This is a genomic window from Variovorax sp. DAIF25, from assembly GCF_050711835.1.
Classification (GTDB): domain Bacteria; phylum Pseudomonadota; class Gammaproteobacteria; order Burkholderiales; family Burkholderiaceae_C; genus Variovorax.
Window position 1 is genome coordinate 5529848 of the sequence record NZ_CP136636.1, and the last position, 24669, is coordinate 5554516.

At 61.3% G+C, this 24669-nt stretch carries 31 protein-coding genes; 8 read left to right on the forward strand and 23 right to left on the reverse strand.

Annotation, left to right across the window (positions count from 1 at the left end):
• Positions 1–2: 2 nt before the first annotated feature.
• From R0232_RS25420 to R0232_RS25480, 13 genes are all read right to left on the reverse strand, one after another.
• On the reverse strand, positions 3–197 hold the full coding sequence (locus tag R0232_RS25420; RefSeq protein ID WP_431509861.1) for a hypothetical protein: 195 nt from the start codon (positions 195–197) through the stop codon (positions 3–5).
• Positions 194–1642 carry a hypothetical protein gene (locus R0232_RS25425; protein ID WP_431509862.1) on the reverse strand — a complete coding sequence of 483 codons (1449 nt, stop codon included), beginning with the start codon at positions 1640–1642 and terminating at the stop codon, positions 194–196. Before R0232_RS25425 ends, R0232_RS25420 begins: the two co-directional genes overlap by 4 nt.
• Positions 1639–2262, reverse strand: coding sequence for a phage adaptor protein (locus R0232_RS25430; RefSeq protein WP_431509863.1), 624 nt, complete (start codon positions 2260–2262; stop codon positions 1639–1641). The genes R0232_RS25425 and R0232_RS25430 overlap by 4 nt, the downstream gene beginning before the upstream one ends.
• Before the next feature lie 9 nt (positions 2263–2271).
• Positions 2272–3666: a hypothetical protein gene (locus tag R0232_RS25435; protein ID WP_431509864.1), complete on the reverse strand. Its 1395-nt coding sequence runs from the start codon at positions 3664–3666 to the stop codon at positions 2272–2274.
• Positions 3666–3929 (reverse strand): hypothetical protein, encoded by a 264-nt coding sequence (locus tag R0232_RS25440; protein WP_431509865.1) that lies wholly within the window; start codon positions 3927–3929, stop codon positions 3666–3668. The genes R0232_RS25435 and R0232_RS25440 overlap by 1 nt, the downstream gene beginning before the upstream one ends.
• 109 nt (positions 3930–4038) lie before the next feature.
• Positions 4039–4965: a DUF5309 domain-containing protein gene (locus R0232_RS25445; RefSeq protein WP_431509866.1), complete on the reverse strand. Its 927-nt coding sequence runs from the start codon at positions 4963–4965 to the stop codon at positions 4039–4041.
• A gap of 11 nt (positions 4966–4976) precedes the next feature.
• Positions 4977–5969, reverse strand: a complete 993-nt coding sequence (locus R0232_RS25450) for a hypothetical protein (RefSeq protein WP_431509867.1) — start codon at positions 5967–5969, stop codon at positions 4977–4979.
• Between the two features lie 95 nt (positions 5970–6064).
• Positions 6065–6313, reverse strand: coding sequence for a hypothetical protein (locus R0232_RS25455; RefSeq protein ID WP_431509868.1), 249 nt, complete (start codon positions 6311–6313; stop codon positions 6065–6067).
• The gene (locus R0232_RS25460; protein WP_431509869.1) at positions 6301–6861 is read right to left on the reverse strand and encodes a hypothetical protein; all 561 of its coding nucleotides are present in this window, start codon (positions 6859–6861) and stop codon (positions 6301–6303) included. Before R0232_RS25460 ends, R0232_RS25455 begins: the two co-directional genes overlap by 13 nt.
• Positions 6858–9221 (reverse strand): portal protein, encoded by a 2364-nt coding sequence (locus tag R0232_RS25465; protein WP_431509870.1) that lies wholly within the window; start codon positions 9219–9221, stop codon positions 6858–6860. The genes R0232_RS25460 and R0232_RS25465 overlap by 4 nt, the downstream gene beginning before the upstream one ends.
• Positions 9222–9249: 28 nt before the next feature.
• Entirely contained in the window at positions 9250–9399 is a 150-nt protein-coding gene (locus R0232_RS25470; RefSeq protein WP_208507933.1) for a hypothetical protein, read from the reverse strand.
• Positions 9400–9410: 11 nt separating this feature from the next.
• Positions 9411–10715 carry a phage terminase large subunit gene (locus R0232_RS25475; RefSeq protein ID WP_208507932.1) on the reverse strand — a complete coding sequence of 435 codons (1305 nt, stop codon included), beginning with the start codon at positions 10713–10715 and terminating at the stop codon, positions 9411–9413.
• Positions 10712–11161 carry a terminase gene (locus R0232_RS25480; protein WP_431509871.1) on the reverse strand — a complete coding sequence of 150 codons (450 nt, stop codon included), beginning with the start codon at positions 11159–11161 and terminating at the stop codon, positions 10712–10714. Before R0232_RS25480 ends, R0232_RS25475 begins: the two co-directional genes overlap by 4 nt.
• Positions 11162–11341: 180 nt before the next feature.
• Here R0232_RS25480 and R0232_RS25485 point away from each other — a divergent pair, with 180 nt between their 5' ends.
• Positions 11342–11584, forward strand: a complete 243-nt coding sequence (locus R0232_RS25485; RefSeq protein ID WP_431509872.1) for a hypothetical protein — start codon at positions 11342–11344, stop codon at positions 11582–11584.
• Between the two features lie 1009 nt (positions 11585–12593).
• Here R0232_RS25485 and R0232_RS25490 read toward each other — a convergent pair.
• The 7 genes from R0232_RS25490 to R0232_RS25520 all read right to left on the reverse strand — a co-directional run bounded on the left by R0232_RS25490 (position 12594) and on the right by R0232_RS25520 (position 17490).
• Complete coding sequence (locus tag R0232_RS25490) at positions 12594–13151, reverse strand: hypothetical protein (RefSeq protein ID WP_431509873.1); 558 nt, start codon at positions 13149–13151, stop codon at positions 12594–12596.
• Positions 13148–13405 carry a hypothetical protein gene (locus R0232_RS25495; RefSeq protein ID WP_431509874.1) on the reverse strand — a complete coding sequence of 86 codons (258 nt, stop codon included), beginning with the start codon at positions 13403–13405 and terminating at the stop codon, positions 13148–13150. The genes R0232_RS25490 and R0232_RS25495 overlap by 4 nt, the downstream gene beginning before the upstream one ends.
• Before the next feature lie 39 nt (positions 13406–13444).
• A complete protein-coding gene (locus tag R0232_RS25500) occupies positions 13445–13684 on the reverse strand; it encodes a hypothetical protein (protein WP_431509875.1) in 240 nt (79 codons plus the stop codon).
• 27 nt (positions 13685–13711) lie between these two features.
• Positions 13712–15547 carry a toprim domain-containing protein gene (locus R0232_RS25505; RefSeq protein ID WP_431509876.1) on the reverse strand — a complete coding sequence of 612 codons (1836 nt, stop codon included), beginning with the start codon at positions 15545–15547 and terminating at the stop codon, positions 13712–13714.
• The gene (locus R0232_RS25510) at positions 15544–15954 is read right to left on the reverse strand and encodes a hypothetical protein (protein ID WP_431509877.1); all 411 of its coding nucleotides are present in this window, start codon (positions 15952–15954) and stop codon (positions 15544–15546) included. Before R0232_RS25510 ends, R0232_RS25505 begins: the two co-directional genes overlap by 4 nt.
• Positions 15955–16678: 724 nt before the next feature.
• Positions 16679–16939: a hypothetical protein gene (locus tag R0232_RS25515; protein WP_431509878.1), complete on the reverse strand. Its 261-nt coding sequence runs from the start codon at positions 16937–16939 to the stop codon at positions 16679–16681.
• Between the two features lie 299 nt (positions 16940–17238).
• Positions 17239–17490: a hypothetical protein gene (locus tag R0232_RS25520; protein WP_431509879.1), complete on the reverse strand. Its 252-nt coding sequence runs from the start codon at positions 17488–17490 to the stop codon at positions 17239–17241.
• Positions 17491–17568: 78 nt separating this feature from the next.
• Between R0232_RS25520 and R0232_RS25525 the strand changes: the two genes are divergently transcribed.
• Entirely contained in the window at positions 17569–17946 is a 378-nt protein-coding gene (locus R0232_RS25525) for a helix-turn-helix domain-containing protein (protein ID WP_431509880.1), read from the forward strand.
• A gap of 101 nt (positions 17947–18047) precedes the next feature.
• Positions 18048–18452, forward strand: coding sequence for a helix-turn-helix domain-containing protein (locus R0232_RS25530; protein WP_431509881.1), 405 nt, complete (start codon positions 18048–18050; stop codon positions 18450–18452).
• 16 nt (positions 18453–18468) lie between these two features.
• Here R0232_RS25530 and R0232_RS25535 read toward each other — a convergent pair whose 3' ends face one another.
• Both R0232_RS25535 and R0232_RS25540 read right to left on the reverse strand, forming a co-directional pair.
• Positions 18469–18822, reverse strand: coding sequence for a hypothetical protein (locus R0232_RS25535; RefSeq protein WP_431509882.1), 354 nt, complete (start codon positions 18820–18822; stop codon positions 18469–18471).
• 44 nt (positions 18823–18866) lie between these two features.
• Positions 18867–19646: a hypothetical protein gene (locus tag R0232_RS25540; RefSeq protein WP_431509883.1), complete on the reverse strand. Its 780-nt coding sequence runs from the start codon at positions 19644–19646 to the stop codon at positions 18867–18869.
• Between the two features lie 182 nt (positions 19647–19828).
• Here R0232_RS25540 and R0232_RS25545 point away from each other — a divergent pair, with 182 nt between their 5' ends.
• The 4 genes from R0232_RS25545 to R0232_RS25560 all read left to right on the forward strand — a co-directional run bounded on the left by R0232_RS25545 (position 19829) and on the right by R0232_RS25560 (position 23691).
• Positions 19829–21538 (forward strand): AAA family ATPase, encoded by a 1710-nt coding sequence (locus R0232_RS25545; RefSeq protein ID WP_431509884.1) that lies wholly within the window; start codon positions 19829–19831, stop codon positions 21536–21538.
• Between the two features lie 41 nt (positions 21539–21579).
• Entirely contained in the window at positions 21580–22455 is an 876-nt protein-coding gene (locus tag R0232_RS25550) for a DNA adenine methylase (RefSeq protein ID WP_431509885.1), read from the forward strand.
• A 159-nt stretch (positions 22456–22614) separates the two neighbouring features.
• Complete coding sequence (locus tag R0232_RS25555) at positions 22615–22902, forward strand: hypothetical protein (protein WP_431509886.1); 288 nt, start codon at positions 22615–22617, stop codon at positions 22900–22902.
• A 231-nt stretch (positions 22903–23133) separates the two neighbouring features.
• Positions 23134–23691, forward strand: coding sequence for a hypothetical protein (locus tag R0232_RS25560; RefSeq protein WP_431509887.1), 558 nt, complete (start codon positions 23134–23136; stop codon positions 23689–23691).
• A gap of 127 nt (positions 23692–23818) precedes the next feature.
• Here R0232_RS25560 and R0232_RS25565 read toward each other — a convergent pair whose 3' ends face one another.
• The gene (locus tag R0232_RS25565) at positions 23819–24325 is read right to left on the reverse strand and encodes an Arc family DNA-binding protein (RefSeq protein ID WP_431509888.1); all 507 of its coding nucleotides are present in this window, start codon (positions 24323–24325) and stop codon (positions 23819–23821) included.
• A 116-nt stretch (positions 24326–24441) separates the two neighbouring features.
• Between R0232_RS25565 and R0232_RS25570 the strand changes: the two genes are divergently transcribed.
• Positions 24442–24591, forward strand: coding sequence for an Arc family DNA-binding protein (locus R0232_RS25570; RefSeq protein ID WP_431509889.1), 150 nt, complete (start codon positions 24442–24444; stop codon positions 24589–24591).
• Positions 24592–24669: the final 78 nt, after the last annotated feature.

Consider the following 24669-nt stretch of genomic DNA (forward strand, 5'->3'; position numbering starts at 1 on the left):
GATCAGGGGGTTTCGAGCGTGCTCACGCGCGCGTCCAGTGCGGCATTCGCCGCCTCGAGATCGGTCACTCGCTTCTTCAGCGCCGCCAAGTCGTCGTCATGACCGTTGATCGCACGCGCGAACTTGCGCAGGATGTCCAGTAGCGCCGAAAGAAAGCTCGGGCCCGCGGTCAGCCGTGGTTCGTTGTTGACCTTCATCGCCAGCCCACCACCGTGTTCTTGCTGTCGAAGGCCGTTTCGCGGTGGTCGCCCGTCATGTCAACGCGCACGCGATGGAAGCGGCCGGACTGCCGAAGATCGAACTTCCCATCGTTGATCTCGCTGACGGCGCCCACGGCCAGCGCCTCGCCCTCGTTCATTTTCACGAGGCCGGTCGCCGTGGCCGTCGCAGGCGCCTTAGTGAACCGGACGCGGAAGCGATCGATCATGGTCACCGCGTCGTCGTCGCCGAGATCGCCCGTCGTGAAGCTCGAGGCGCCCGTCTCGCCGCTCAGGGACACCAGCTGGTTCGCACTGTTGAAAAAGGCAGGCGACTGCCCGCCGCCCATCCAGTACTGCGAATCGAGGGGCACGTTCGGCAGCGCATCGATCGTTGCCGCGATGGTGTTCAGGCCGTCGATGGTCAGGCCGGGCGTGATGTAGGTTAGCGGTGCCTGCACTACTTGATCGGCCAGACCCCACTGCTTGCGCTTCGTGTGATACACGAGGCACCGGTCGACGACGCCGCCCGAGCTGCGCGACGGGAAGGACACGCGCACCAGCGAGTTCTGCTTGTCGTAGGTCGCCTTCGTGAGGAAGCGATATGTCGGATCGGCATTGGTGCGGAACCACTCCCGCACGGGCTCACCGATCGACTGTGGCCGCGTGCCGTCGAATAGCCAGAAGTCGCCGTCGCCCACCATGAAGTGCGCGCCACCGATGTCGCAGACGGCCTCTTGTCCGACCGCGCCCGCCTCGCCACCAGGAACCGGTGTCCAGTCCCACATGGCCGGCGCGCCCGCGAACGTTCCGACGTAGATTGCGCGTTCCTTGTAGGCGATCACGTAGTCGCCCAGCGGCAGCCCGGCCTTGATGGCGCCCTCGACCGACACCAGGCGCCCTGTAGTCGGTCCGCCTTCTGCCGGCGTCCAGTTCGTTTGGTCGCTCTGCGCGCAGCTCCACCAGCGGTCGGGGGAGGCCCCAAAGGTCCCGTCATCGGTGTTGAAGGCGACGACGAAGTTGTTCGACGCGCTGACCACGATCAGGGCCCGCGGAGCCGTCGGCACATCGACAAAGGCGCCGGCGTTCGACTGCTGCATCGGATCCACCAGGTTCGTCGCGATCGTCGTGTCGCCGAACTGGCAGAAGCACCACCGCGACTCCACGCTACCGGTGTAGCCGCCACTCTTGCTGCGATCCGTCCACACCGCGCCGGCGAGCTCGTACAGTGCGGTCTGAGTGCCGGCAAAGATTCGGCGCGTGCCGGCGAGCTGTGTCGCGACGACTGCCCCGCGGCACGCTGACGCCAGAGCCGCCACACCCACGGCGACGGACGACGGCGCCCCCTTGAACCCCGCATCGAAGGGAATGAGATTCACGCAGTCGGTCAGCACGCCGATCGTGGTCGGATCGACATCCGGACCGAAACCGAGGATCGGACTCATCCTGCGCGCACCCGCAAGGTGCTCCCGCTGTGCGTCGCCTGCGCATCCTCGTTCTTCAGCGCCTCAACGATGCCGCTGTAGAGGCCTCCCCAGTAGTTGGCATCGTCCGGCTTCTTGACGAACAGCGACGCCTCGGCCATCGCGGCATACAGGTACAGGTTTGGCTTCGCGGTTAGCAGCCAGTTGGAGCCGCTGCTGGTCAGAGGCTCGAGCTGCTTGTAGTAGCTCACGTCCACCGAATAGGCGCCGTCAGGCGAAGGTCCGAAGAAGACCTGCTCGCCTTCAATCGAGTAGCAGGCGGGCAGGCCACTGCAATCACGGAATCGCCCCGTGAGCTGACGCATGGGCATGAAGTCGAGGTCGTCTCCGTTGAGCGAGATCGTCTTGAACTCGAGCCAGCCCTCGGGCAGCGGCGCGGGATTCCCCAGAGTCACGGACAAAGCCGTGCGCACGATCATGCGGCGCAGACGCAGATCCGTCGCGATACGCGCTTCCGCATTGACGATAAAGTCGGGGATGAAGGCGGTCAGGTCACTTCGGTTCATCCACTTCGAGATCTTGGAAACAAGCTCCGCGAAGTTCGCTGCGGCGGTGCCGCCGGTGCCAATGACGATAGCCATTTTCTGCCCCTATGCCAGCACGATCGTGTCGTCGGAATAGCGACGCCAACCGGCTTGGTAGTACACAGGAACACCCGTTCCCGCCCCCGCCCCTTCACTGACCTTCCGGCCATTCGAACAGTAGGCAATGTCGCCATCAGTTGCCGCAGGCAACCCAACTACTGTGAAGCTGCCGAGTGACACCTTGCCCGAAAAGCTTCCGGTCCCAGTCACCGTCACTCCGGTGTTAGCGACTCGCACAACGCGCCCGTTCTTCCCGTCGTAGATATCGACAGTGCCGAACTGCGTCTGGCCGCCAGTGCCGAAGCCGATGTTGATGGTCTTACCGACGACGTCGACGCCGTAGTTCAAGCCGAACGATGTGGTGGTCGAGCGAAGAACACCGGCGAGCTCTGCGCCGTTCTCGTTGATCCGCAGAACCAGGCCGTTCTTGCCGTCGTAGAAGTCATGACGGCCAAAGTTCGTCTGTCCGCCTGTCCCGAAGCCGTAGGCGATGCTCTTGTTGAGCACGTCAACTCCGAAACCGATTCCAAGAGCCGACGTGTTTGACAGGATTTTCTGGATGCGTAGGCGGTCAGTGCAGTACCAATCTCCGCCCGCCGAATAGATCGCATACTTCGTGCTGCCTCGTGCGATGGCATCGATGTAGATGCCGTAGTTGGCAGTAATGGTTCCCGTGCCTCCAACATCGCGCAGATGAATGCCGGCCGCAAAGGCGATGGTTCCGGTTCCGTTGTGAACCATCGCCGTGTCATAGCCGTGAAAGTAGGCGGTGAGATTGGCCGAGCCGTTGTAGACGTTGCGCGACTGATAGCCTACAAAGTGGTTTTGCTGAAGCGAGTTGTTCATCGTCGCTTTCGCGTCGAACCCGCAGTAACCAAGATTGGTGTCGGTGGTGTTCAAGATCGACCAGTCCTCGAAAGCATGGCGGTCGATGGTGGTCCGGGTGAAGTTGACTGCGACCGCAGCATAGTTCGGGTCGGATCCGATCAGCACTGCATTGGGCTTGAGTCGGACGCCGCCACCGAAAGTCGCAGCGAAGCTGTCAAGGAAGTTAAACCGCTGCTGCGCGGTCTGGCCCCCGCTGGTGCCGATGAGCATCGCGCCAGTACTCGCCGCCAGCTCCGTCTTCTTGGCCGCGGTCAATCCAAGTTCCACGCCATCTGCAATCACGACGTCGGTGTAGCCGTCACTACCCGTGATCGCGATGTCATAGCGTCCGTCGGCAGCATAGAACGCAAAGTACCCAACAGAGTCGGTCGTTAGAGGGTTGGGAGCTACCGTTCCGCTGTTGTCGCTGTAGATGCTCGCTACGGTGCCGTCTACCGAATTGCGAATCGTGACGGCCAGACCTACGACGGCGTCGCCAGCCAGGTCCGTGACATTGTTCTGATACTTTTGCATCAGATCTTCCCCGGCCAAATGCGGAAGTGCGCGAGCGCAGGGTCTTCTAGCATGCGGCGGATATGCGATTCGTCGCAGCACCATTCGCGGTACGTGATGCCCTGCTCGAGACAGTACTTCTCGATCATGATGTTCGGGATCGACGCGGCGAGCTTGACCTCGCTCGAGCCGTGCATGCCCGCGCGATGCATCTCCTTCGCGCGCTCGGCAATGGGCGTGCAGTCCTGCGTGCGCTGAACGAACAGCTGCTCGCCGACGAACACGGGGCGGGTGGCAATTTCTTGCATAAAGGCCTCCGGCGTCTCGCGACGTTGGGAGAAAAAGAAAAGGCCCGAGGCAATGAGCTCCGGGCCTGGCCCTGCGGCGTCGGTATCAGGTCAGGTCGAGGATGCCGCCGTGCGCCGTGGGCGCGCGGTTCTCGAGCGCGTACTCGGCCAGGATCATCACCGCTTCCGAGTCGCCGGTCTTCGCCAGCGGAGCCTTCCGCATCGGGCGCAGGTAGGCAACGGCCACCTTGTCGTTCTCGATGACGAACGCATCGCGCGGGCGCTGGATGCGGTTCGGCACAGCCTTCAGCGCACCGAAGTCGGTCACGTAGATGTCCGTGGCCGCCACCACCTTCTTGTCTTCGCCCTCGTCGAAGCGGGTGCTGTTGCCGAGGAAGGTCGAGAAGGTCTGCTTCTGCGTCGGGCCGAGCATCAGGGTGTTCGGGTTGCCGCCGGAGGTGAAGATCTTCTGCGCCACGTCCTTCAGCTGGGCTTCGGTGAAGGCGCGCGGCGTGCCGTCGGTCTGCGCAACGTTGTTGATGTAGTCGGGCGCCACGTAGCCGGTGCCGGCGTTGACGTTGGCCGCGTCCATCCAGCCGACCATGCCGCGGGTCTTGCGCGGCGACGTGGCCGCGACGTTGTTGCGCGTGAGGGCGTACTCCATGTCGCGCTTGAGCTCGAGGCTCTTCAGCGAGACCTGATAGGCCAGTTCCTTCTTCCGACCGGCCGTGTTGATCTCGTCCTGCGTGCCTGACACGCGCGCGGTCTTGCGCGAGATCTGAGTGCGATTGCTCAGGCGAACGGTCGGCACGGCAGCGTCGGCCGTCGCGTCGTCGCCTTCGGCCTGGGCGTTGTCGCCCGGGGCCGCCAGCGCCTGCGTTTGCCACTCGTGCAGCGTGTTCTCGGCCTTGACGCGCTCGGCCAGGCTGAGCAGGGGCGTCTCGGTGGGCGAGATGCGGTAGATGACATCCGCGAGGTCTTCACGGTTGCCCACGGCGGCCGTGGACGTGAACGTATTGGTTGGTGCAGCCATGCTGCCTCCTATCAGAGAAGAGTTTCGAACACAGCGGCAGCGTCACGAACGCTGCCGGACTGCTTGAGGCGCTTGTAGGGCGCCACACGTTGGTCGACCGCGCCGGTCTCGGCGTTGCCAGGGGTCGCGACCCGCTTCGGGGTGTTGGCCATCTTCTTGGCGGCCTTCGCAGCGTCCGCCATCAGGCGGTCGTAGAGCATGGCCTTACGCACGTTGAGAATGGCTCGGTGGTCAGCGACGTTCTCGATCTCGGCGGACGTGTAGCCGTTGGTCTTGAGGTAGTCGCGGATCTGAGCAGTCTCGGCCTTCGCCACAGCTGCGTCCTTCCACTCGGGGATCTTGGCAAGGAGGTGTTCCTGCTGACCCTTGAGGTGTTCGACGAACTGTTGCTTCTGGTCGGCTTGGTCGAGCGCCTGAATCTGCTCCTGCGCCTGGCGGGCCTGCGCGAGCGCTGCTTGCCTCTGGTTCCAGAGGTGCTGCTGACGCATGGCTTCCTGCGGGTTGGAGTCGATCAGCGCCTGGAAGTCGATCTGTTGTTGCTCCTGCAGCAGGCCTTCGAGCTGGTGCTGGATGCGCACCAGGTTCTGGGAATGCTGCTGGCGTTCGCTGCGCGCCTGGGCGATTTCGTTCTCCGCGGCCTTTCGGGTCTCGGCGGCCTGCATCGTCTTGCGCGTTGCGTCCTGCTGGCGCTGGTAGCCTGCGATGGCCTCGGACAGCGGCACCTCGATTTCCTTGCCGTCGATCTTGACGGTGACCATCTGAGGATGCGCGTCGGGGTCTCCGTTGGCGTCGCCGTCGGGCTGGTCGCCGTCATCGTCGCCGGCGTCTTCGCCCGCATCGGTGTCAGCTGCAGCGCCGGCCGCAGGCTCCTTCTTGGGGTCGACGCCCGAATCGCCGTTGTCGGCGGTGTCCGGATCGTCCAGAAGCGAGGAAAAGGCTTCCGTTGCCTGACTCACGCTCAGGCCTTCGCTGGGTCCCGCGTCGGGGGTGTCCAATTCGTCCATGTTCTCTCCATGCCGGCTACCCGGCGCAGCGTCTCTCGACGGATGCAGGCGGTTGAAGGGGAATCCCCGTCAGGCGGGCCGCCTCCCGCCAGATCTCACAGCTCGACGAAGTCGCCCGAGCTCAGTTGATACCGGGCATCGCCCACCATCGCGCGCACGTTGCCCTGGCCGGTCGCGATGAATTCGCCTGCGGCGTCCGGATGCCAGACGGTCACGATCTGATGGTCGGGCGCGTTCAGCAGCTCGATGTGCGCGCGCAGATCCTTCCAGGACCTGGGCGCCTTCTTCGACGGCGGGGGCGCCGGCGGCGGGCTGGTGGGCGCGGCGGCGTTCAATCCAGCCACGCTTTCTGCTGCTGCGCCACCTTCTCCCGGTGCCGCAGTTCCAGCGCTGCCAGCTTGCCCGTCTCCAGCCGCTGCATCAGGTGCCCCTGCACCCGATCCAGCATCTGCAGCGCCAGCCACAGGCGTTCCCGTTCCGGCGCGTTGGCCGCGAGTGTTGCTTGCCATGATTCGTAGATCTCCGATTTGGTAGTTTCGAAAGCCCAGGCGAAGGCCTCGTTCTGAAGCACTTCGCGGGCGCGGTCGCCGCGGTACACCCGGCCTTCGGGCGAATGCGCGGACTCTTCGGGCGCGCGCGGATCCAGCGTGCGGGCGATGCGGGCGGCGTCGACGACAGGCGCCGCGGTCGGTGCGAGCCCGCGAAGCGCCTGCAGCTGCAGTGCAGCCATGTGCAGGGTGGCCCAGCGCTCGAGCACGCGCGTGCGGCCGAACTGCTGCCGGTGCACGGCGAACACGCTGCCCGCGGCGGCCGAACCTTCCTCGCGGATGCTCCATGCGGGAAGCAGCCACGCACGCGCCGCGCGGGCCAGGGTCAAGAGGCGGTCTTTCACTGGGTCACCTCCGTTGCGATCTCATTCGTCGCCGCGACCGTCGCGGGGTTGTCCAGCTTGGCCTTGCTGCCGATGTTCGCCACTTCGATACGGGTCGCTGACTCGAGCTGGTCTTTCCAGCGGCGGTAGCCATCGTCCAGCACGCGGGCGCGCTCTTCCATCTCCATGCGGATGGCATCCAGCCGTGCCTTGTTCTCGGCCTCCATGCGCGCCTTGTCGGCCTCGGCCTGCTGGCGCACCAGGTCGGTCTGCTGCTGCATCTGAGCGCGCAGCTGGTCGACCTGCGCCTGCTGCTGCGCCTTCATGGCCTCGATGCGCTCGTGCGACTGCATCTTTTCGCGCTCGATCAGCAGCATGGCCTCGGCCTTCATCTGCTCGACCTGCATCTGCGCCTGCAGGGGGTTGGGCTGCTGGGGCGGAGGGTTCTTCTTCGGGTCGTTGAAGAAGCGCGCGCCCGACTGAAAGCCCATCGTCTTCGCAATCTCGACGTCAAGCTCGTAGATGTTCTCCGGCGTCGCCGTTCCGTTCTGAAGACCTTCCATCGCCAGCGCGCGCAGGTTCAGCAGGTGCGCAACCTGTTGGTCCTTGTCGCCGACGCCCAGGCCAACTGCCGGCGAAATGTCGAACTGGTTCGACCACTCGCGCGGGTCCATGTCTACCCACTTGCCGGCGACCTGGATCTGCTCGGCCTTGTCCTGGTTCTGGCACACCAGCTTCAGCATCAGCCGGAACAGGTCGACAAAGCCCTGCGCCATCATGCGCGTGACCAAGTCGGTGCGCATGTCGGCCTTGTTCGTGATCAGTTTCACGCCGCCGAACGTCTCATTCAGACCCTTGCCGTCGTTGCCCTGGCTGTAGCGGGTCCAACCGGTGGAGTTCTCGAGCGCAGCCTCCTCCTGCTCGAACATCGCGGCCGCGCCGGCCATATCGCCCATGCCCTGATCCAACCGACCGGCCATGCCCGCCTGAGTCATGCGAACCACGCCGCCAGGTCGACTGTCGAGCAGGTCGTCGAGTTCGACCTTCCCAGTCACAGCGAAATAGCGGCCATTGACCTGCAAATACATGTTGTCCAGCTGCCCGCGGCGGATGCTGGTCTTGGTCTTCTGGCCCTCCATCGCGAGGTCCGCGATCGACATCCCGAAGAACTTGTGCGGGATCGGCACCGGGCACCAGGTCACGAACGGCGCTTCGTCGACGACCTCGTTATCGAGTATCTCGCTGCCGCAGCGCGTGATCTTGCGCAGTTCGGCAATGCCGTCGCCGTCGTAGTCGACACGCATGTAGAGCTCGCGCACCGTCACGCGCGTCTGAGAGCTATCGCTCGTGGTGTCGTCTTCCTCCGGCCCGCCGCTGCTGTCGTCGAAGCTGTCGCGCTCGATCTTCTCGACGTTCGAGTCGCCGTCCGTGTCGTTGCCGTCGGCCAGGCGGTCGACGTTCTTGTAGCCCATCGAGCGCAGTTCGGACAGCGTGCGCTTGAACTTGTGGCCCACCAGGCGCGCGGTGCCGATAGTCTTCGCCTCGCGCGAGATGATGAACTCGTCGCTGGGCACCGGCTCGATAGACAGCTTTCCGCCCTTGCGCGAGCGCTTGAAGGCGACGTCGTAGACCACGGCCGGCGGCATCTGCGAGATGGCGTCGATCTGCTGCTGCAGCTGCTGGACCGCGGCAAGCGCCGGATTGCCCTGGGGCGGACGGGGCGGCTGGCCTGCCTGCATGGCACCCTCGGGCTCAGCCGGCGGCTGGCCAGGACCGCCGCCCTGTTGCGCCGCCGCCCAGGCTTGCTGCAGCTGCTGCGTCAGCTGCTCGAGCATCTCCGCACGGCGCTGCGCCTCCGCCTCGTCGGGCCGCTCGGACTGCTCGATGGGCTCGATCTCGGGATCGCGCATCAGCAGCGCCAGCTGCACGGGGGTCTGGCCCTTGTACTCTTCGCGCGTCTCCTCGGTGCGCGTGTCCCACCAGACCTTCAGGACGCCGCGCTTCTGCAGCATGCCGTCCTTCGCCCACGTCGTCGTGAGCATGGTTGCGTCGTGCTTCTTCAGAAAAATGTGGTTCAGGTATTTCGTCGCCGCGTCGGCCTTGCTCTCGTCGCCCGGCTTCGTCGGGTCGAACTGCACCACCTTGTCGCCGCCGATGAACTTCACCACGATCTGCGGCAGCATCGACTCGATGGTGTTGCGCACGTCCGGCGAGACCACCTTCGAGCGGCCTTCGATCTCGGGCGGTGCGAGGTCGCCTTCGGGCTCCGCGTAGTAGTACGCCATGGCCTTGCGGCGCTGCTCGGACAGCTTGCTGCTCTCCGCGCCCAGGGCGCGGCGCAGCTCGGAGTCGACGAGCGCCTTCAGGTCGGCGTCGCTCATGCGCTTGGGTGCGTTCGGTGCTGCCATGTCAGGGTGCAGGCGCAGGAGCGGGAGGAGCCGGCGGCTCGGGCTGCCGACCCTTCACATAGGTGCCGCTCTTCTCCGCGATGTAAACCTTGCGGGCGAGCTTCTGCGGCCCTGCGCGCCAGCCTTTGGGCAGGTAGAGAGGTTTGCTCATGGAATCCTTCCTCAAGCGTTGTTCAGCTTGCGGTACTTCATTGGTTTCGCTTCGACGGGCTCCTCGTAGGCCACACACATCAGCCCGAAAGCATCTGCGCCATGGCTCGCCCAGTCGTGCTCAGGTCCGAGGCCGATGTTGCGGGCCTCGTCCTTCTTCTCGTGATACCAACCCAGCGCGGCCACGCCGGCCTCAGTGGTGGTTTCGTTGAACCACATCAGCGAGAACAAGCGGCGAGCAGCCTCGATGCGGGCGGCCGCAGCGCCCTTGCCCTGGTTCGGCACCACCGTCACCGTGTAGCCGGCGGCCTGCAGCGCGCTCTCATAGGAGACGTCGTGCACCTTGTCCTGCGTGGCGCCGTCGTGCGGCAGCCAGATCTGCGCCTTCTCCGGCGTGTAGCCGCGAGAGCGCAGCCATGCGAGGTGCACCGCGAGCGGCTGACCCACGGCCTCGTAGTAGTCGAGGACTCGGATTTCCTTGCCGACGAACTGCGCTACCCACATCGTGAAGGCGTCAGCTCGCGCGCCAGTTCCGCCGATGTCGACGAACACCCGGTGGGTCAGCAGCGGGTCGGCGCCGACACGGCCGAAGCGGTTCTGCAGCCGCGCGTCGGCTATGTTCTTCGCGTAGTAGGCCCCGGCCATCACCGTGACGTAGCCGCCCTCCCAGATGTGGTTGTACTGCTCGGGTTGCATCCGCAGGCAGTCCAGCCGCTCCTGCTCGAGCTCGGCCGTGAACCACGGGTTGTCGCGCCAGTTCGCCTTCACGACCACCGAACCCGTCGGGATCTCGGCGCCGCGCAGCATCACGTCGACCGCGTCGGTGCGCCGGCGCGCGTTCCAGCTGAACCAGAGCTCCGAGCCAGGCGCACGAATCGTCGGGCGCAGCAGGTTCAGCGAGTGATCGGTCGCGGTCTGCGCCTCCTCCCACCAGGCGCGCTTGAAGTTCTCCAGGGACTTCACGCTCTCGGCGGTGTAGTCCTGCATGCCCTTGAAGATCATCAGCCCGTCGCCGGGCGTCTCGATGCAGTCTCGGAACACCTTGAACCCGTCGGCCTCGCCGATCCGGTGCGCCTTCAGCTTCGCCTCGATCAGCGCCTTGGACGACTGCGCCAGATCCTTCTGAACCTCACGGATGCACACTGCCCGCATGCCCTCCCCGCCGGAATCGCCCGGCTCGGCCATGCAGTCCTCGATCAGCTTCTCGCCGAAGAAGTGCGACTTCCCTGAGCCCCGACCGCCCCACGCGCCCTTGTAGCGCGCAGGCTCGCACAGCGGCACGAACACGCGCGCCGTTGGCAGGTTGAGGGTTCTCACTTCGCCGCGGCTGGATCAACGATGGTGCGCTGGACCTTCTGCACCTGCACCGGGCCGCCATTCGCGCCCGTGAGCTCCACCGCCTTCGTCTCGCGCCACTCACCCGGGCGTCGGTTCTTCAACCAGAAGATCGCGGCCGTCGTGTCCGGCGGATAGACCTTCCGGATCGGCGTCTTCACGATCTTGTTGTTCACCACTCGGATGTCGACCTCGTCGTGTTCGTAGCCATTGGCGCGGGCGAACAGGCTACGCTCCACACGGTTGTCAGCCTCATCCTTCCCCGCTTTTAAGGCCTGACAAAACTCGGGCTGCTCGCCCTTCCAGCGGTACAGAGTGCGCACGTCCACGCCGAAGAAGTCGGCCACCTCGACATCGGTTGCGCCGAGCTTGCACAGCCGCTGCGCTTGATCGATGAATTCCTCTTTGAACTTGCTGGGTCTTGCCATAGGGCTCTCCATCGGGTGTCTCTCGACTTGTCCGAGTCCGGGGCATGAAAAAGCCCGCTCAGGCGAACCTGGCGGGCCAAAGTGGCAGCTGCATGCCATGAAGAAAATTGTCAGGCCAAAGCCAGCCCCACAAAGCTGTCGCGGCTTCCTACAATCAAAGCACCTTCTCTAGGAGAACAGATGGCCTACACCGGATGGATCCCTGTGACTATTTCCAAAGACACCGAAGTTCTGGATATCCCAACGATGAGCGCCCTGGACATCGAGTCTTACAAGGCCTACGTAAGGGAGCATCTCATGTGGGTGGACCACCACGAGGTCCTCAGATCAAGCTTGGCAGAATTTCCCTACGCGACGTCACCAGCTCAAGTTGATGCTCTGATTTCGGTACTCCAGGAATTTCGCGCGCGGATGGTCTCCTGAGCTGGTCTAAGTGGCGTATTGCAGGAGACTTCTCCGTCAGTGACCAAATAGATGGCGCCACCACTCAAACCTGGACATGAATGCAGCGAACATGAACAGGATCCAGAGATAGCGCAATGCAATGTTGTGCCAAACCGCTCCGAGAATCAGTGCGCCAACGACCAAACCGATGATTGCGGTTGCTACCCCCGTCATAGTCCCTCCTAGTTCGATGGAGGGATTTTCCCATACACCAGTGGGGCCACTAGAAACCAACGTCGCGTTAGCCGCTTGATCAAGACGCTAAGCGGGCAACAAAAAAAGCCGCCCGAAGTACTTCGGGCGGCTTTTTTATCTCATATTTTTAAACTGTTCGGGTGATCAAAACAGCATCGTACCTATTCGGCCCATCACTATCCTCGTGCGGATTGGAGGCGCGGAATCTCTCGCGAGGCACATGCAGAATGGAGTCGACAAACTCGTCGAAAGAGTTGCCGTCCATCCCCATCTTGCTGGCGGTTAGCGTAAACGACTCACCCACTTTCACGGCGCTTAAAAGATCGTCAAAGCGATTCATCAATCTGTCACTCGCTTCTCAGCTTGCTTAATCCCATTCGTCCGCGATGCAATCTCTACCTTTTGACCTTGGACGCAGCCCCTAGTGATTGCGTTGCTCGAACCCTCTCGCCCGAGACGGAAGTCATAGGTAGCCCTAGTTCCAAGCGGCGGGTGGACAGCTAACACCGGCAGGAAACCGTCGGTGGAGCCATTCCACAATCGATCACCGATTTCTACATCCTCAGGAAAAATCCAAGGCATACCATCCCCACGAACGAGTAAAACACCACTTGCAAGTCAGGACACTGTGACTGGGTTCAACCTAGTGCGAACCCTTATTCGCAGCCTATCCGAAAAAATTGAGGACGCAGTTCTCCAAACAGCTTTCGACCTGCTCTTGTTATTCTCGGCTCTCCCGAGATTTGTACAGGTCTCACGATTTTAGGCTCTTGCGTGGGCAGAGTAAAGACTTTTAACCTTGCTCCGCTGCGGCGCAATCGAGCTTGAGTTCGAGGTATCCCACCATCTGCTTCATCGCCTCAGGCCCAGCCATCGCCTGGTGCTTTTCCATGTGGGCCACGAGCCAGTCGGCCAGCGGTGCCAAGTCCTTGAACAGCTTCGCCAGCGAGGTGCGCCCCACCCCCCGGCACGAAGTACAGACCACGCCGAGCGTCTTCGTCCCCGGGATCACCGAGGCGCCGTGTCCGTGGCAGGCTTCACAGGTCGGGTTCCTGTGCCAGGCTACGCACGCCCGCGCGAGATCGTAGGCCTGCACCCGGTTGAGCTTGATCCGCATCCCCCTGGCCTTCTTCCAGACGTCGTCGGCCAGGATCTCCACGATCTCCTTGGCGGCCGTGTTGTCGCCCAGGAAGAGGCGCTGCAGGGCCACCGCCAGCGGAAAGTGCCGCGCAGCCAGCCCCATGGCGCCCAGCACGTCCGAATCGGAGCGCTTCGTCCTAGGGTCAATCTTGAGGTTGCTCGAGCGGATGGCGGCCGAGTACCGGTCTTCGATGGTTAAGGGATCAGTCACTCCGGGCGGCCCTTCAGAGCGTCCTCAATCCGCGCCACGAGGAGCCGGCGGCTACTGTCGATGGACGGCCCGCTCCGGCCGTTGTTGAGCGCCTTCAGCAGCGCCTTGATCTGGTCGTTCGATACCGCCCGGTTGTCGCGCAGCAAGTTCGCGAAGCTGGCGATGATCTCGGCCGTGGCTACCCGGTGGGTGTTCATCACGTCGGCGAAGAAGTCCGACGCCTTCAGGTACTGCTCGAACTCGCGCATGCTCATTGGCGGACCTCCTGAGCACCGTAGCCGGTACAGACGATTTCAGATCGGGTCTTCGTGCGGCCCGTAGAGAGCCCGCACAACTGCCCGTTCATCGCAGACCCGGCGCAGCTCGTCTGCTTTGGAACTGCACTCGTCTGAACTTCCGGTGAACAGCAGCAGGTAGTCGTTCTCGATGTTTCCCTGGAAGAAGCGCATGCCACTTTCGCAAGCACGCGCGAGTGGCTCGATGTGAAAGCCGTTGGATTTGCGGCTCCATAGAAGGGCGAAGGGTTCTGACATGTGGTGCTCCTTTGGTCGTTGGCCTGTCTATCGATCATTCTCATGAGGAACCTCCTGATCTTGGATGGAAAAATCCACGAACCGCAGCGGGTAGCGCCTTGGCGTGGTCCTGTACTGCATTGACGGCTTGTCGAACCACAGCGCGAGCGTGTAGTCCTGTACGGCGCCTTCGCGCTGCTTCTTCAGGATCAACTTTGCGTCGATGTCGCTCTGCTGCTGTTCCCAGGCCGCGACCGCATCCGGATCGTTCGGGTTGGCCGGCGCCTCGTCCTTCTGGGCGCGCCAGATCGAGAACAGGTTGTCCGCGCCGTTGACGATGCCGCCGGCGCCGGCCACGTCCATCTTTCCGACGGGGATCGTTTCATCCCGCTGTTTGCGTGGATGTGCAACGACGTGCACATGGCAATTGAACTTGCGCTTGAACGCGACGATCTTCTGCACCGCCTCGTTCTGCTTGGTAATCGCACCGGGCCCGTCCTGCGGGACGTCGATCATCATCAGGCTGTCGATGACGAAGTGGCCGACGTTGTACCGGCGCGCGGCATAGGCGAACACCTCGAGCAGCCGGTCGAGCCTCGCCACGCCGAACAGGTCGAACAGCCACAGCCGCTCCCGTAGCCACGCGCCCACGGCACGGATGTACTCGCGCGTCGGCCGATCGAGCCCCGTGGCCTGCTTCATGATCCGCTTCAGGTGCCGCGGCGAGGTGAGCTCACCCGAGAACACGGTCACGCGCTGGCCCTGCCGCATCAGGCCCAACAGCACCTGGTCGAGCATCAGGCTCTTGCCATGGCCGTTGATGCCGGTCCAGCAGGTGTACTCGCCGGCGCGGAACTGGAACCAGTCGAGCGGCTTGTCGAGGTATAGGAACGGATCCGCATCGATGCCGACGGGCGGATAGAACAGCGCTTCGACCGCGGGCGTGAAGTCGTCGGCGCTACGCAACTCCTCTGGGTCCAGGCCGCGCGCCTCGTCGATCGCCTGCTGGAAGTCGACGGCCTCCGCCCCGTCTTGCAGCCACTGGTTCGCATCCTTCGCGCCGAGACGCACGCGCCGGCACCGCTCGATGCCAAGGCGCTGGATGATCTCGAACGCGCCCTTGTCGCCCGCGGCGTCGTGGTCGAAGCAGATCGTGATGTCGCTGAACCGCTCGAGCTTTTCCCAGTCGTGCTCGAGCCACTGGTGATTGCCCGCGCCCTGGTTCACCGACAGCGCCGGAATGCGCATCTGGTGCAGCGTCATGGCGTCGATCTCGCCCTCGGTGATCGTCACCGCACGCGCCTTCGGGTCGATCAGGTGCCAGCCGAACAAGCACGGCGTAGCCTCCTTCTCCTGCCGCATGTCGCGCTTGTCGTCAGGGTTGCGGTACTTCACGTTCAGCAGTACGCCCGCCTCATCGATGAACGGGAACACCGCGTAGGCCTTGCCCTGCTGCAGCTGCTCGCCGATCTTGAACGCTGCGAGCGTGTCGACCGTCAGGCCGCGCCCGGTCAGCCACTCGTGCACCCGTTGCTTCGGTCGTTGGCAGGTCGGCTTCTCGGGCCTGCGGTAGGTCTTTTCCGGCGGCTTCGGGAAGTCGTCGCGGATGCCCATGAACGCCTTGATGTCCTTCATCGCCTCGGGCATGGTCTGCCCGCGACACGCCATCCACAGGTCGATCAGGTCTCCACCCTCGCCGCTCGCGAAGTCCTTCCAGGTTCCCGCCTTCGCGCCGGTGATGCACACCGACAGGCTGCCGCCGGGCTCGCCGCTGGTGTTCCCCGCCTTCCACTCCTTGCCCGCGCGCTTGCCCTGCGGCAGCAGGTACTCGGCGATGCGAGGGGCCTCGCCGGACATGCGCTGGCTGATCTCGGCGGCGTTCAAACGGTGGCCTCCGACTCGATTCGCTTGCCGTCTTGGAACTGACGAAAGTTGCCGACGTGGCAGCGCGCGTTCTGCGCTTCGGCGACGTGGCCGAAGCCCGCCGCTTGCCACCACTGCAGACCGCTCGAATCGACCGGCTTGGGCTTTCCGCCAGGGATCTCGTCCTCCCATTGGCCCTTGTTGAGCCATGTGGCGGCATGCGGAATGAACCGCCCGTTCTCGCTCCGGTCGAGGTGCGGCCGTTGTGCCGCCAACGCGCCGAGGATCACCGTCTGCAGGGCTTTGTCCGGCGCGAGCTTGACCCACGCCTGGAGCGCAGCCTGCTTCCCGACCTTGCGCGGATAGGCGGCGTAGAACGCCGGGAAGCCCGCCAGGCTCGCGCTGATCTCGCCCGGAGTCCTTCGCATTCGCTTACCCCCATCGGGATTCGAGGGAGAACTCTGAGACGGAGACGGAGACGGAGACGGAGACGGAGACGGAGACGGAGACGGAGACGGAGACGGAGACGGAGACGGAGACGGAGACGGAGCATTGCTGCTCGCCAATGGTTGCATGCTGGTTTGCGCCGCAGCATTGCTATCTGCATTGCTAGTAGCAGAACTGCGTGCATTGCTACCAGCATTCCTAGCAGCAGCGTATTCGGGTACTAGGGTGTTGGCAGCAGCTTCCCCATGATGACGCTTAGCAGCGTTCCAGCGGGCCTTCGCAGAACGCATCTCAGCGCCAGCAGCCCATGGGTTGTGCTCCTCCCAATCGTGCAGCGTGTAGCTCCCGGCATCACCGTCGAGAAACCGAACGCTCACGAGGGCCGCGACAAACGCGCCCTCCTCGCCGTCCCACTCGGCAGCCAGCTCAATATCCTCGTCTGACATGCCAGTCAGATCGCCGTCGCTGCGATTTGCGACGGTCCACAGGATCAGGCACACGAGGTTCCAGCCAGCCGCCTGGCCAAACCGACGGATCAGCTTCTTGGTCTTCGGATGTCCAGGAAGTCCAACCGAGATGCGTGCGTCGCTGGTCATCGCCAAGCTCCCATTTCGTGTTCGGTGGCCCAGAGGGCGCGACCAAAGTTGCCGCGGTGCACGCGCAGCCAGTACAAGAAGTGCACGAACCAGAGGATTGCGCGGCGCATCAGTCCGCCTCCTCGAAGATCAGCTTGGCGGCCGACGTCTGACTCATCGCCTTCTCCCAGAGGATCTGGAAGGCGGCGAACGTGCGCTCATCGACGCACTGGAACTCGGCTGGCACGGTCTTGAAGCCCAGGTGCGCGAGGAAGGTCAGCACCTCCTCAAGGCGCTCGTTCTTGATCCGGCTGATCGTGGCCTCGGAGAGGCCCATTGCGGCAGCCACGCCCGCGGCCCTTCCAGGCTCTGCAAGGGCTCGCATCGTCATGTGCAAACCCTTTCTGGCCCTTTCAGCCGGCGTTGGCGAGACTGCAGACATGCATTACGCCCCAACCCCAAGACGCTCTCCAGCGCACGATCCGGACCTCATCCACTGCAGTACCAGGAGCTGCGTCACGACGAACGCCAGCGCCCTGCCCGGCACTCGGCCGCGCATGACGTTGCGCACCACCAGACTTTTAATCCGTTGGTTGGATGGGGAGGTGGATGTGTCCTTCGCGGCGCAGGATGTCGACGTGAGCGAACGCAATGGCCTGCGATAAAGCAGACCGCCTGAGCAAAGTGCCATCACGCGCTCTGCTGCAGAGTCTTCGGCAAAGGCGCCGGCAGGTTTCGATCCCCTCTGTCCACCGCAGCGAAAAGCTTCAACAGGGGCTGGACTGTTTCAACTCGAGGGTTCTCGCGAGAGCCGTAAACGAACTTCCGAATGAAGCTGACCGCCACGCCGGTTTCCTGCGCGATGGCCTCGTACCGAGCGGGGCCCGCTTCACGCAGCTTGCTCTTCAGGTGATCCCGGATGGATTCGATTGGTGCGGGCATGAGCGTATTCCTTTCGTACCGATTTCAGTTTATTCTGCCACACCGATTTCGGTTTGGAAAGAGAACACACTTCGAGCCATGGCCTCCCACGACCAAATTCCCTCCGATGGCATCGACGCAACACTCGCGGCCAACTTCGCCGAACTCATGGGCTCACGGAGCATCGCGACACTTCGACAAGAAATGGCGGAACGCGGCATAGCGATTGGATCGGCTGCCATCCAGGCAGCAAAGCAGGGGTCGCGCGGCATCCGACTCGAGACGCTCCAGAAGTTCGCTGACTTTTTCGGCTGCCAAGTGCACCAGCTCTTGCAGTCAGGCGATCTCGCAAGCGAGGGGACATGGCCGTTTAAAAAGCTGACCGAAGCGGAATTTCGGCGCGCCAGTTCAGAGATGAAGGAGGAGGCTGAAGCCATGCTGATTCGCTCGGCCCGAAGGGCCTCAGCCCCGCGCTGAAGGCTTCAGCTGAAACCGCACTCAGTTCAACGGCAATCAACGCCTGCGGATACTGTTTTCGGTTTTATTCTTTCAAACCAATATCGGTTTAGGACGCCCATATGAGCATCGGCAGCCGCATCAGGGTAGCCAGGACCGAACTCGGCTGGAGCCAGTTGCGCTTGGCCGACGAGGCCGGCGTGACACAGAGCGCGATCGGGAATCTGGAAGCGGGCTGGCGGCAGCGGCCGAGGGAACTGCTGGCAATCGCTCAGGCGCTGAGGGTGCGGCCTGGCTGGCTGGAGACCGGCCAGGGAATTCGTTCACCGGGGGACGTCAAGGATGCACGGCCGGCGCGAACGCTGGTAGAGCAGCTTGTGGCCTTCGCCGCGCCACTGCGCCCTACCCTGCGGAAGAACCTCGCAAACCTGCTGGTAGAGGTAGTTGAACACCCCGAGGACTCCGCGCTACTCGAGTTGACCATCACGGACATCGAACGGTTTGCTATCAATCCAGCACAGAGATAGCAGCCCGCCAACAGGCTCAGGCCGAAGTCGCCAGCATCTTCGACAGTGCTAGAGCTTCGGCAGTGGCGCTGGGGCGCCAATCATCGATCTCTGGGTTTCCGATCTCTTTCCGTTCAATTCGGACAGCGAGCTCTGCGTAGACCCTGCTCCAGAATCCGAACTCATCTTTCCCCGAGAACAGTTCTTCAAGGTCAAGATCGATTCCCCGATAGAAGTCCTCGGCTTCAGCTTTCAGCCTTTGCACAAACGAACGGTCCTGCTCTGACGAGGCAACCGCATCCGCCACTTCGAGCCCAAACTCGATCAGCGTCGAGAAGCGTTGATTGGAGACGAATATTTCTCGGTCTCCGAGAAAGATCATGCTGCTCATGAAAGGATCTTGGAAAGGCTCATCGTAGTTGATGCTCTGCATCACTACCACCGGCCATCGCAGATCACCTCCGTGATCTCGATCCGCTCGGACGCATGGAGCAAGTCGAACTGCATCGCGACGTAGGTAGCGCACTTCTCAAGGAAACGCTCCCCGCTGGTGCTGTAGAGATCGGCAGACACCACAATCCGCAGCTTCGCAACGTAGCCCTTCGGCCAGCGGGCTGAAGAGTCGAGCTGCTCGACGGATTGGCGGACTGTGTCAGCGATGGCTCCGGCGGCCAGATCTCCCCAGCCCCGGCCGCGGTACTCGGCAACGATCCAAGCCTGGTCAAGTTTCACCTCGAGCTCTGCCACCTCTTCGCATCCGAGCAATGCATCAAGCACCCATTCCAGACTGAAGGAGACGAAGCCCACGGCGTTCCCCCTCGCCCGGTCAAGCACCACCGTCAGAAGCGTCCACTGCCAATTCAAGTGATGGCCACTTCTATTCTGGACCTCCCGAAGAAAATCCTCGCCGTAGATCCGAACGGTCACCTCACCCACCTTGACTAGATTCCGAGGCGCGACGGGCGCGGCGCTCAGCCAGGAGAAATCCGGATTAGTCTCGGCGCTCGTGTCGGCCGAGTGGAGCTTCCGGATCTGGCGGGCCCACCTGATCAGCTCGGGGCACGGCCGGCAAACGAGGTAGACGACACCCTCGGTCAGGAGAAAGGGGAAGTCTTCGTTCCAGGCAACAGGCGTGGCCGCTGCCGTGTAGATCGGCTCTATGGGCTTCGTTAGCCGACGGAAGAGGGGGTGACGGCGTCCGCGAGGTTCAGGCATCGGCGCGTTCTAACTGCACCTCCTCCAAAAGGATGAACACGGGGTTTTCGCCCGTGTTCATCCTAGGAAGAAATCGCCCTTAGTTGGCTATGCTTCAAGAGCAACTAGCCGCTCACCCAAATCAAGCGCCAATTTGGTAGATGAGTGATTGAACTGTCCGTTACAGCAGCACGTGAGGAAAAATGCCTAGCATCCGCGTTGAATCCCTTGAATTTGGTACACACAAATTCAGAAAGCTTACGAACATCAAGATACCAATCTCCCCTCGCCTGACTGTCGTAGCGGGCCACAACGGCATAGGGAAGTCAACTATTTTGGCGTTGCTGGCACATCCATCCGGGCTAACGACCTCAGCTCAAATCTCATACTTCGACAAAACATACCAAGCCAATTTCAATGAGATTATTCATATTGATTATCATGGAGACTACGCAAGCAAGCTTGGGCCGCCGAAAATTCTGAGCGAGCCGGCAGTTTCTTACCTGATAAATAACAATGAAGCTCTTGTCAAAGCCTGTCGCCTTGGGCCAAGGGGAAAGAATCAACAGGCTCGCGTTGTTGCGAGAACAATAAAGCCTTCTACAAGCAAATTTCAGAGCGCTGACGGCAGTGTGACGGTTGGCGCGGCAGGAAAGGTTCCGTTGCCGACAATATACCTAGGGATGACACGAGTCTTGCCAGTAGGAGAGGCTACCCCCGGGAATGCGAGCAGCTCTGCACAAGCTATGCACGCAGACGACGCGGAACTCATTTCGCAATTCATGAATGCAGTAATTTCTGGCAGCAATACCTCACCCGCTGCCATAACGACACAAAAAATAAAATATACCGGCAAAATGTCGAGTCAGCCGCAGCATGCATTCGATCCTCGATGCGTTTCTTTAGGACAAGATAGCTTAGGCAGCATCGCACTTGCTCTGGCATCGTTTCAAAAACTAAAAAGAGAGTGGCCCGAATACCCAGGCGGGCTATTGATAGTAGATGAAATTGATGCAGGACTACATCCCCATGCGATCGGGGCACTAACTAAAAGCCTCAAATCATTTGCAAGATCTCTTCGCCTCCAGATCATTGCAACCACTCACTCCCCAAAATTGATAGAGGCAGTCCACCCAGAATCCGAACCGAACAACCCGAACCCAATAGACTCAATTGTTTATATTAGGGACACGGCAAACCCCAAAAAGATGGAAGCACCTTCATTGAAGCAAATCTTCAATGACATGTCTTTGACCCCCCCTCTTCCAGAAACGAAAAAATCTTTGCCAAAACTAAAGATTTATTTTGAGGACGACGAAGCTGCTGCAGTATTTAGAGCACTCATCCCGCCCAAACGACTTCAAGCGATTGGGAAATCTCACAGCGTAAAACTTGAACCTCTCCCACTAGGTGTTGGCTGCGAGAATCTTGCCCGCCTCGCCGATCACGACCCTTATTTTAAAGAAGTCCTAATCATCCTAGACGCAGACGCCACCGTAAACAAGAACAACGGAAAAAACAAGCACATAGTAAAATTGCCCGGAGACATGTACAGCGCCGCGTTAATTGGGAACGAGAATCAAGATATAGTTGGAAGACCCCTTGCACCAGAGAGAACGTTGCTCCAATACATATTGAACATCGTAAATTCACCAGAGTTGCATGGGGCAACGTTAGAGCGGTTAGATAAAAAAGATGTCACTACGGATCAGTTACGGGTAAACATGTTGGATGGAGCAACCACTGTTCTTTCTCGAAGAGAGCAAACCAAATCTTGGTGGAAAGAGAAGTTCCCTCTCATCGAAGGTTGGCAACTCTTAGAAGAGTGGGCGACCGATAGGCCGGCTGAAATCGCACAGTTCTTGGCAGAGTTTGATGCAGCGGTTGCGGCTGTGGCGCCACTTGCCAAGTAGGCTGGCCAAGCTAAGGACAAGTCGATACCATCACCCGCACGATGTATTCGAACAAGCTCTACACGCCCCTACGCTATCCTGGTGGAAAGGCGCGCTTTGCTCCTTTTATCGCAAGTGTTATGCGAGAGAACGGCCTAACGACCGGCCACTACCTCGAGCCTTACGCCGGCGGCGCGGGTGTAGCGCTGGAACTTCTCTTCCACGGTGAAGCCTCTCACATCCACATTAACGACTTTGACCCTGCCGTTTACGACTTCTGGAGCGCTGTCACCCGAGAGCCTGAGGAACTGCTTCGCCTTCTTGCGGACACCCCTGTCACAATGGAGCAGTGGCTACACTGGCGCTCGGTTTTGCGGGGTCAAATCGAGGTCGGCTTGGCCGCCCGGGGATTTGCCACTCTTTTCATGAATCGGACCAACCGGTCCGGCGTCCTGAAAGGCGGAGTGATCGGAGGCCTTGGCCAATCGGGAGACTACAAACTCGATGCGCGATTGAAGAAAGATGTCTTGTCCAAGCGCATCGAGATGATTGCGCTGCACTCTTCCAGCATCTCGGTCTACAACGAGGATGCGCACGCGCTCTTGGCGCGTTGCCAAACTTTTTTGCCTCCGAAGGCGCTCGTGTACTTGGACCCTCCTTACTACGTCAAAGGCCAAGGTCTCTACCGTAATTTCTACGAACATGGCGACCACATGCAGATTGCCGACCTCCTGCAATCGGCTCGCTTTAAAACACCATGGGTCGTGTCCTATGACAACGTTGCGGAAATTCGGCAGATGTACCGAATGTCTCAGTCGCTTGCCTATGGCCTGAACTACACCGCTCAAGTGCGCTACGTTGGCTCCGAAGTCATGTTTTTTCGTCCAAACTTAAATATTCCGACGGAAGAGATCCCGCAAGCAAGGATTGCCGCCTAGCACCTTGGACTGAGTCCCCTGCTAGGGAGGACTTTTCGTATCCCGTGTCAGAGTTGCCTATCGGCAACCCTTCTGTGCACGAAAGGACTTGCCCAGTGCGTCGAGTCGCACGCTGCGACGAGTGACAGCGACCCCGCGCCCTCTTGGCAAAATGCACAAGTGCGAAACGTAGAAGACCTGCCTGATAGCGAGCTCGAAGAACTGGCCCGGCTCTGGCGCAGGCGCGCGCTGGAAGGCGATCTCCACGCCAGAGGCACCGCGCACCTCTTCGAGACAGAGGCCAGGCGCCGCGGAGGGATGACCATCTTCGACCCTGCGTCTCTGGACCTTCGCCCGTTGACCAACCAGTTCTATAAGACCAGCCGGTCGGTGGGCGGCCGCTTGGTCAAAGCTGGCGCGGTTGCAGTTGGCGTGGCGATGGTGGCGCTGCTGCTCGCGTATCGCTGACCTCGTGCAGGGCCAGCGCCCCGCACGCATCAACCATAGTCCACATTCGGTCGTGTTGGTGGCAGTATCACGGGTGTGATGAAGCCAGAGAATGCAGGCGCACCGAGCCCGCCCATCGCCGAACCTAGCGGGACACAATGGCCCGGGCTCGCGCTGGACGCTGCCGAAAACGAGGCTGTCGCCTGGCACTTTGCCTTTCTTGCATTTAATGCCGGCCATCGGAATCGAAAGTTGCTGCCACGCTACTTCGCTAGGCAGTGCGGCAGCACGAGTATCCCGCTGAGACAGTGGAAGGCCGAACTAGAGTCGGCAGGCCTAGACGTGGAGGCGCTATGGAAGCAGGCCGAGGCGAACGTAAAAATTCAAGCAGAGAGATACGACGCTGAGCGCGCACGCAGGCCAGCCGCGATACAGCGTGCTCGGGCATTCTTAACGTTCCTCAAGACCGTCCCTACGCTAACCCAAGAGGAGTTGCAGAACAACTTCGCAAGGTTGATGGATCCCGATTCCATGTTCGAGTTGCTATGGCTGGTCGAGGAAGATGGAATCGTCAGGCAGGCCCAGCGACTGGCCACGCGAAAAAACGCCGAAAACCGTCAAATGAAGGAGCAGGTTTTCGAATGGTGCGACGACAACCTCGACAAGTTTTCCAGCATGGACGACGCAGCGATAGCAGTCGCAGGCAAGGTTGTACCAGTTAAGTTCCGAGCAGTGAGGCAGTGGATGACTGAATGGCGCAAGAGAGAACGCGTTGCTCACGCCCTGCTCCCGCCTGCGGGCACAACGTAGTTGCTACGGGCACGCGAGGCGCTGTGCCTGCCCAAAGGCTTCAATAGCGCCCTCTACCAGTCGATAGTTCTCCCATACCGCAGCACATCGGATGCAGGCGGGTCAGAGCGTGGAGATGGTCGTGTTTTCAGTTCTTCGCAGAGCGCCGACGTGGCGCTATCTTTCCTTCACCCTCAAGAGTGAGGTTCTGCGGGACTCCGATCGAACTTTCGTCGGCATAGGTGCGCTCAGCATTAAGGTTCGGTGTCGCTGCGATGAACGCTTCAAGTTCTCGACGCGCATCCACAACATACGCTCGTGCCCCGTGATACGCCCATTCAACCTTCTGCATCTCGTCTTTTGGGAGCCTAGCGCCATAGGCTTTCGCCATCGCCTCTTGGGCAGCACGTTCATCATCGCGTGCGAGTCGATACCGAGATTCGAGACGGTTCAAGGCGAGCAGTTGCTGAATGCGCTGCAATTCTTGGATAAGGCCAGGAGAAAGCGGTGCCCCGTCGGCTCCAAAGGACGCTTCGAGCCTGCCGACGATTTCGGCGTTGAGACTTTTGGAAGTCTTGTCCGCGACCTCGTCCAAGCGCGCATGCAAGTCCCTTGGCAGGCGCAATGTGATTCGGGTATAGCGGTCTTCTTCCATGTGAAGAATTTACACCAAAACAGTGTCACACCTACTTGACACTGATTCCGTGTCACTCACACAATACAGTCACTGACACCATTTTTATGTCACAACATAAGCCCAGCCCCATCCGAATGCAGCTCCGCCTTCCGGTTGACGTGCATACCGCGCTTGTCGCTGCGAGCGAGGAAATGGACCGCAGCCTGAACGGCGAGATCGTGAGCCGTTTACGCGCCACTCTGAAGGACAAGCGAAAAGCGCCCAGGGAGACACCGACCGAATGACCGCCGCGCCTCAGGGCGAGAGCGGGATGCCCGCTTAAATCTGAAGCACAAAGACGAACGCCCAGGGGTCCAGCCCTG

Coding starts and splice junctions, on each gene's coding strand:
- R0232_RS25420 (WP_431509861.1), bottom strand. CDS start 197: ATGAAGGTCAACAACGAACCACGGCTGACCGCGGGCCCGAGCTTTCTT.
- R0232_RS25425 (WP_431509862.1), bottom strand. CDS start 1,642: ATGAGTCCGATCCTCGGTTTCGGTCCGGATGTCGATCCGACCACGATC.
- R0232_RS25430 (WP_431509863.1), bottom strand. CDS start 2,262: ATGGCTATCGTCATTGGCACCGGCGGCACCGCCGCAGCGAACTTCGCG.
- R0232_RS25435 (WP_431509864.1), bottom strand. CDS start 3,666: ATGCAAAAGTATCAGAACAATGTCACGGACCTGGCTGGCGACGCCGTC.
- R0232_RS25445 (WP_431509866.1), bottom strand. CDS start 4,965: ATGGCTGCACCAACCAATACGTTCACGTCCACGGCCGCCGTGGGCAAC.
- R0232_RS25450 (WP_431509867.1), bottom strand. CDS start 5,969: ATGGACGAATTGGACACCCCCGACGCGGGACCCAGCGAAGGCCTGAGC.
- R0232_RS25465 (WP_431509870.1), bottom strand. CDS start 9,221: ATGAGCGACGCCGACCTGAAGGCGCTCGTCGACTCCGAGCTGCGCCGC.
- R0232_RS25470 (WP_208507933.1), bottom strand. CDS start 9,399: ATGAGCAAACCTCTCTACCTGCCCAAAGGCTGGCGCGCAGGGCCGCAG.
- R0232_RS25480 (WP_431509871.1), bottom strand. CDS start 11,161: ATGGCAAGACCCAGCAAGTTCAAAGAGGAATTCATCGATCAAGCGCAG.
- R0232_RS25485 (WP_431509872.1), top strand. CDS start 11,342: ATGGCCTACACCGGATGGATCCCTGTGACTATTTCCAAAGACACCGAA.
- R0232_RS25495 (WP_431509874.1), bottom strand. CDS start 13,405: ATGAGCATGCGCGAGTTCGAGCAGTACCTGAAGGCGTCGGACTTCTTC.
- R0232_RS25500 (WP_431509875.1), bottom strand. CDS start 13,684: ATGTCAGAACCCTTCGCCCTTCTATGGAGCCGCAAATCCAACGGCTTT.
- R0232_RS25510 (WP_431509877.1), bottom strand. CDS start 15,954: ATGCGAAGGACTCCGGGCGAGATCAGCGCGAGCCTGGCGGGCTTCCCG.
- R0232_RS25515 (WP_431509878.1), bottom strand. CDS start 16,939: ATGACGATGCGAGCCCTTGCAGAGCCTGGAAGGGCCGCGGGCGTGGCT.
- R0232_RS25520 (WP_431509879.1), bottom strand. CDS start 17,490: ATGCCCGCACCAATCGAATCCATCCGGGATCACCTGAAGAGCAAGCTG.
- R0232_RS25525 (WP_431509880.1), top strand. CDS start 17,569: ATGGCCTCCCACGACCAAATTCCCTCCGATGGCATCGACGCAACACTC.
- R0232_RS25530 (WP_431509881.1), top strand. CDS start 18,048: ATGAGCATCGGCAGCCGCATCAGGGTAGCCAGGACCGAACTCGGCTGG.
- R0232_RS25535 (WP_431509882.1), bottom strand. CDS start 18,822: ATGAGCAGCATGATCTTTCTCGGAGACCGAGAAATATTCGTCTCCAAT.
- R0232_RS25540 (WP_431509883.1), bottom strand. CDS start 19,646: ATGCCTGAACCTCGCGGACGCCGTCACCCCCTCTTCCGTCGGCTAACG.
- R0232_RS25545 (WP_431509884.1), top strand. CDS start 19,829: ATGCCTAGCATCCGCGTTGAATCCCTTGAATTTGGTACACACAAATTC.
- R0232_RS25550 (WP_431509885.1), top strand. CDS start 21,580: ATGTATTCGAACAAGCTCTACACGCCCCTACGCTATCCTGGTGGAAAG.
- R0232_RS25565 (WP_431509888.1), bottom strand. CDS start 24,325: ATGGAAGAAGACCGCTATACCCGAATCACATTGCGCCTGCCAAGGGAC.
- R0232_RS25570 (WP_431509889.1), top strand. CDS start 24,442: ATGCAGCTCCGCCTTCCGGTTGACGTGCATACCGCGCTTGTCGCTGCG.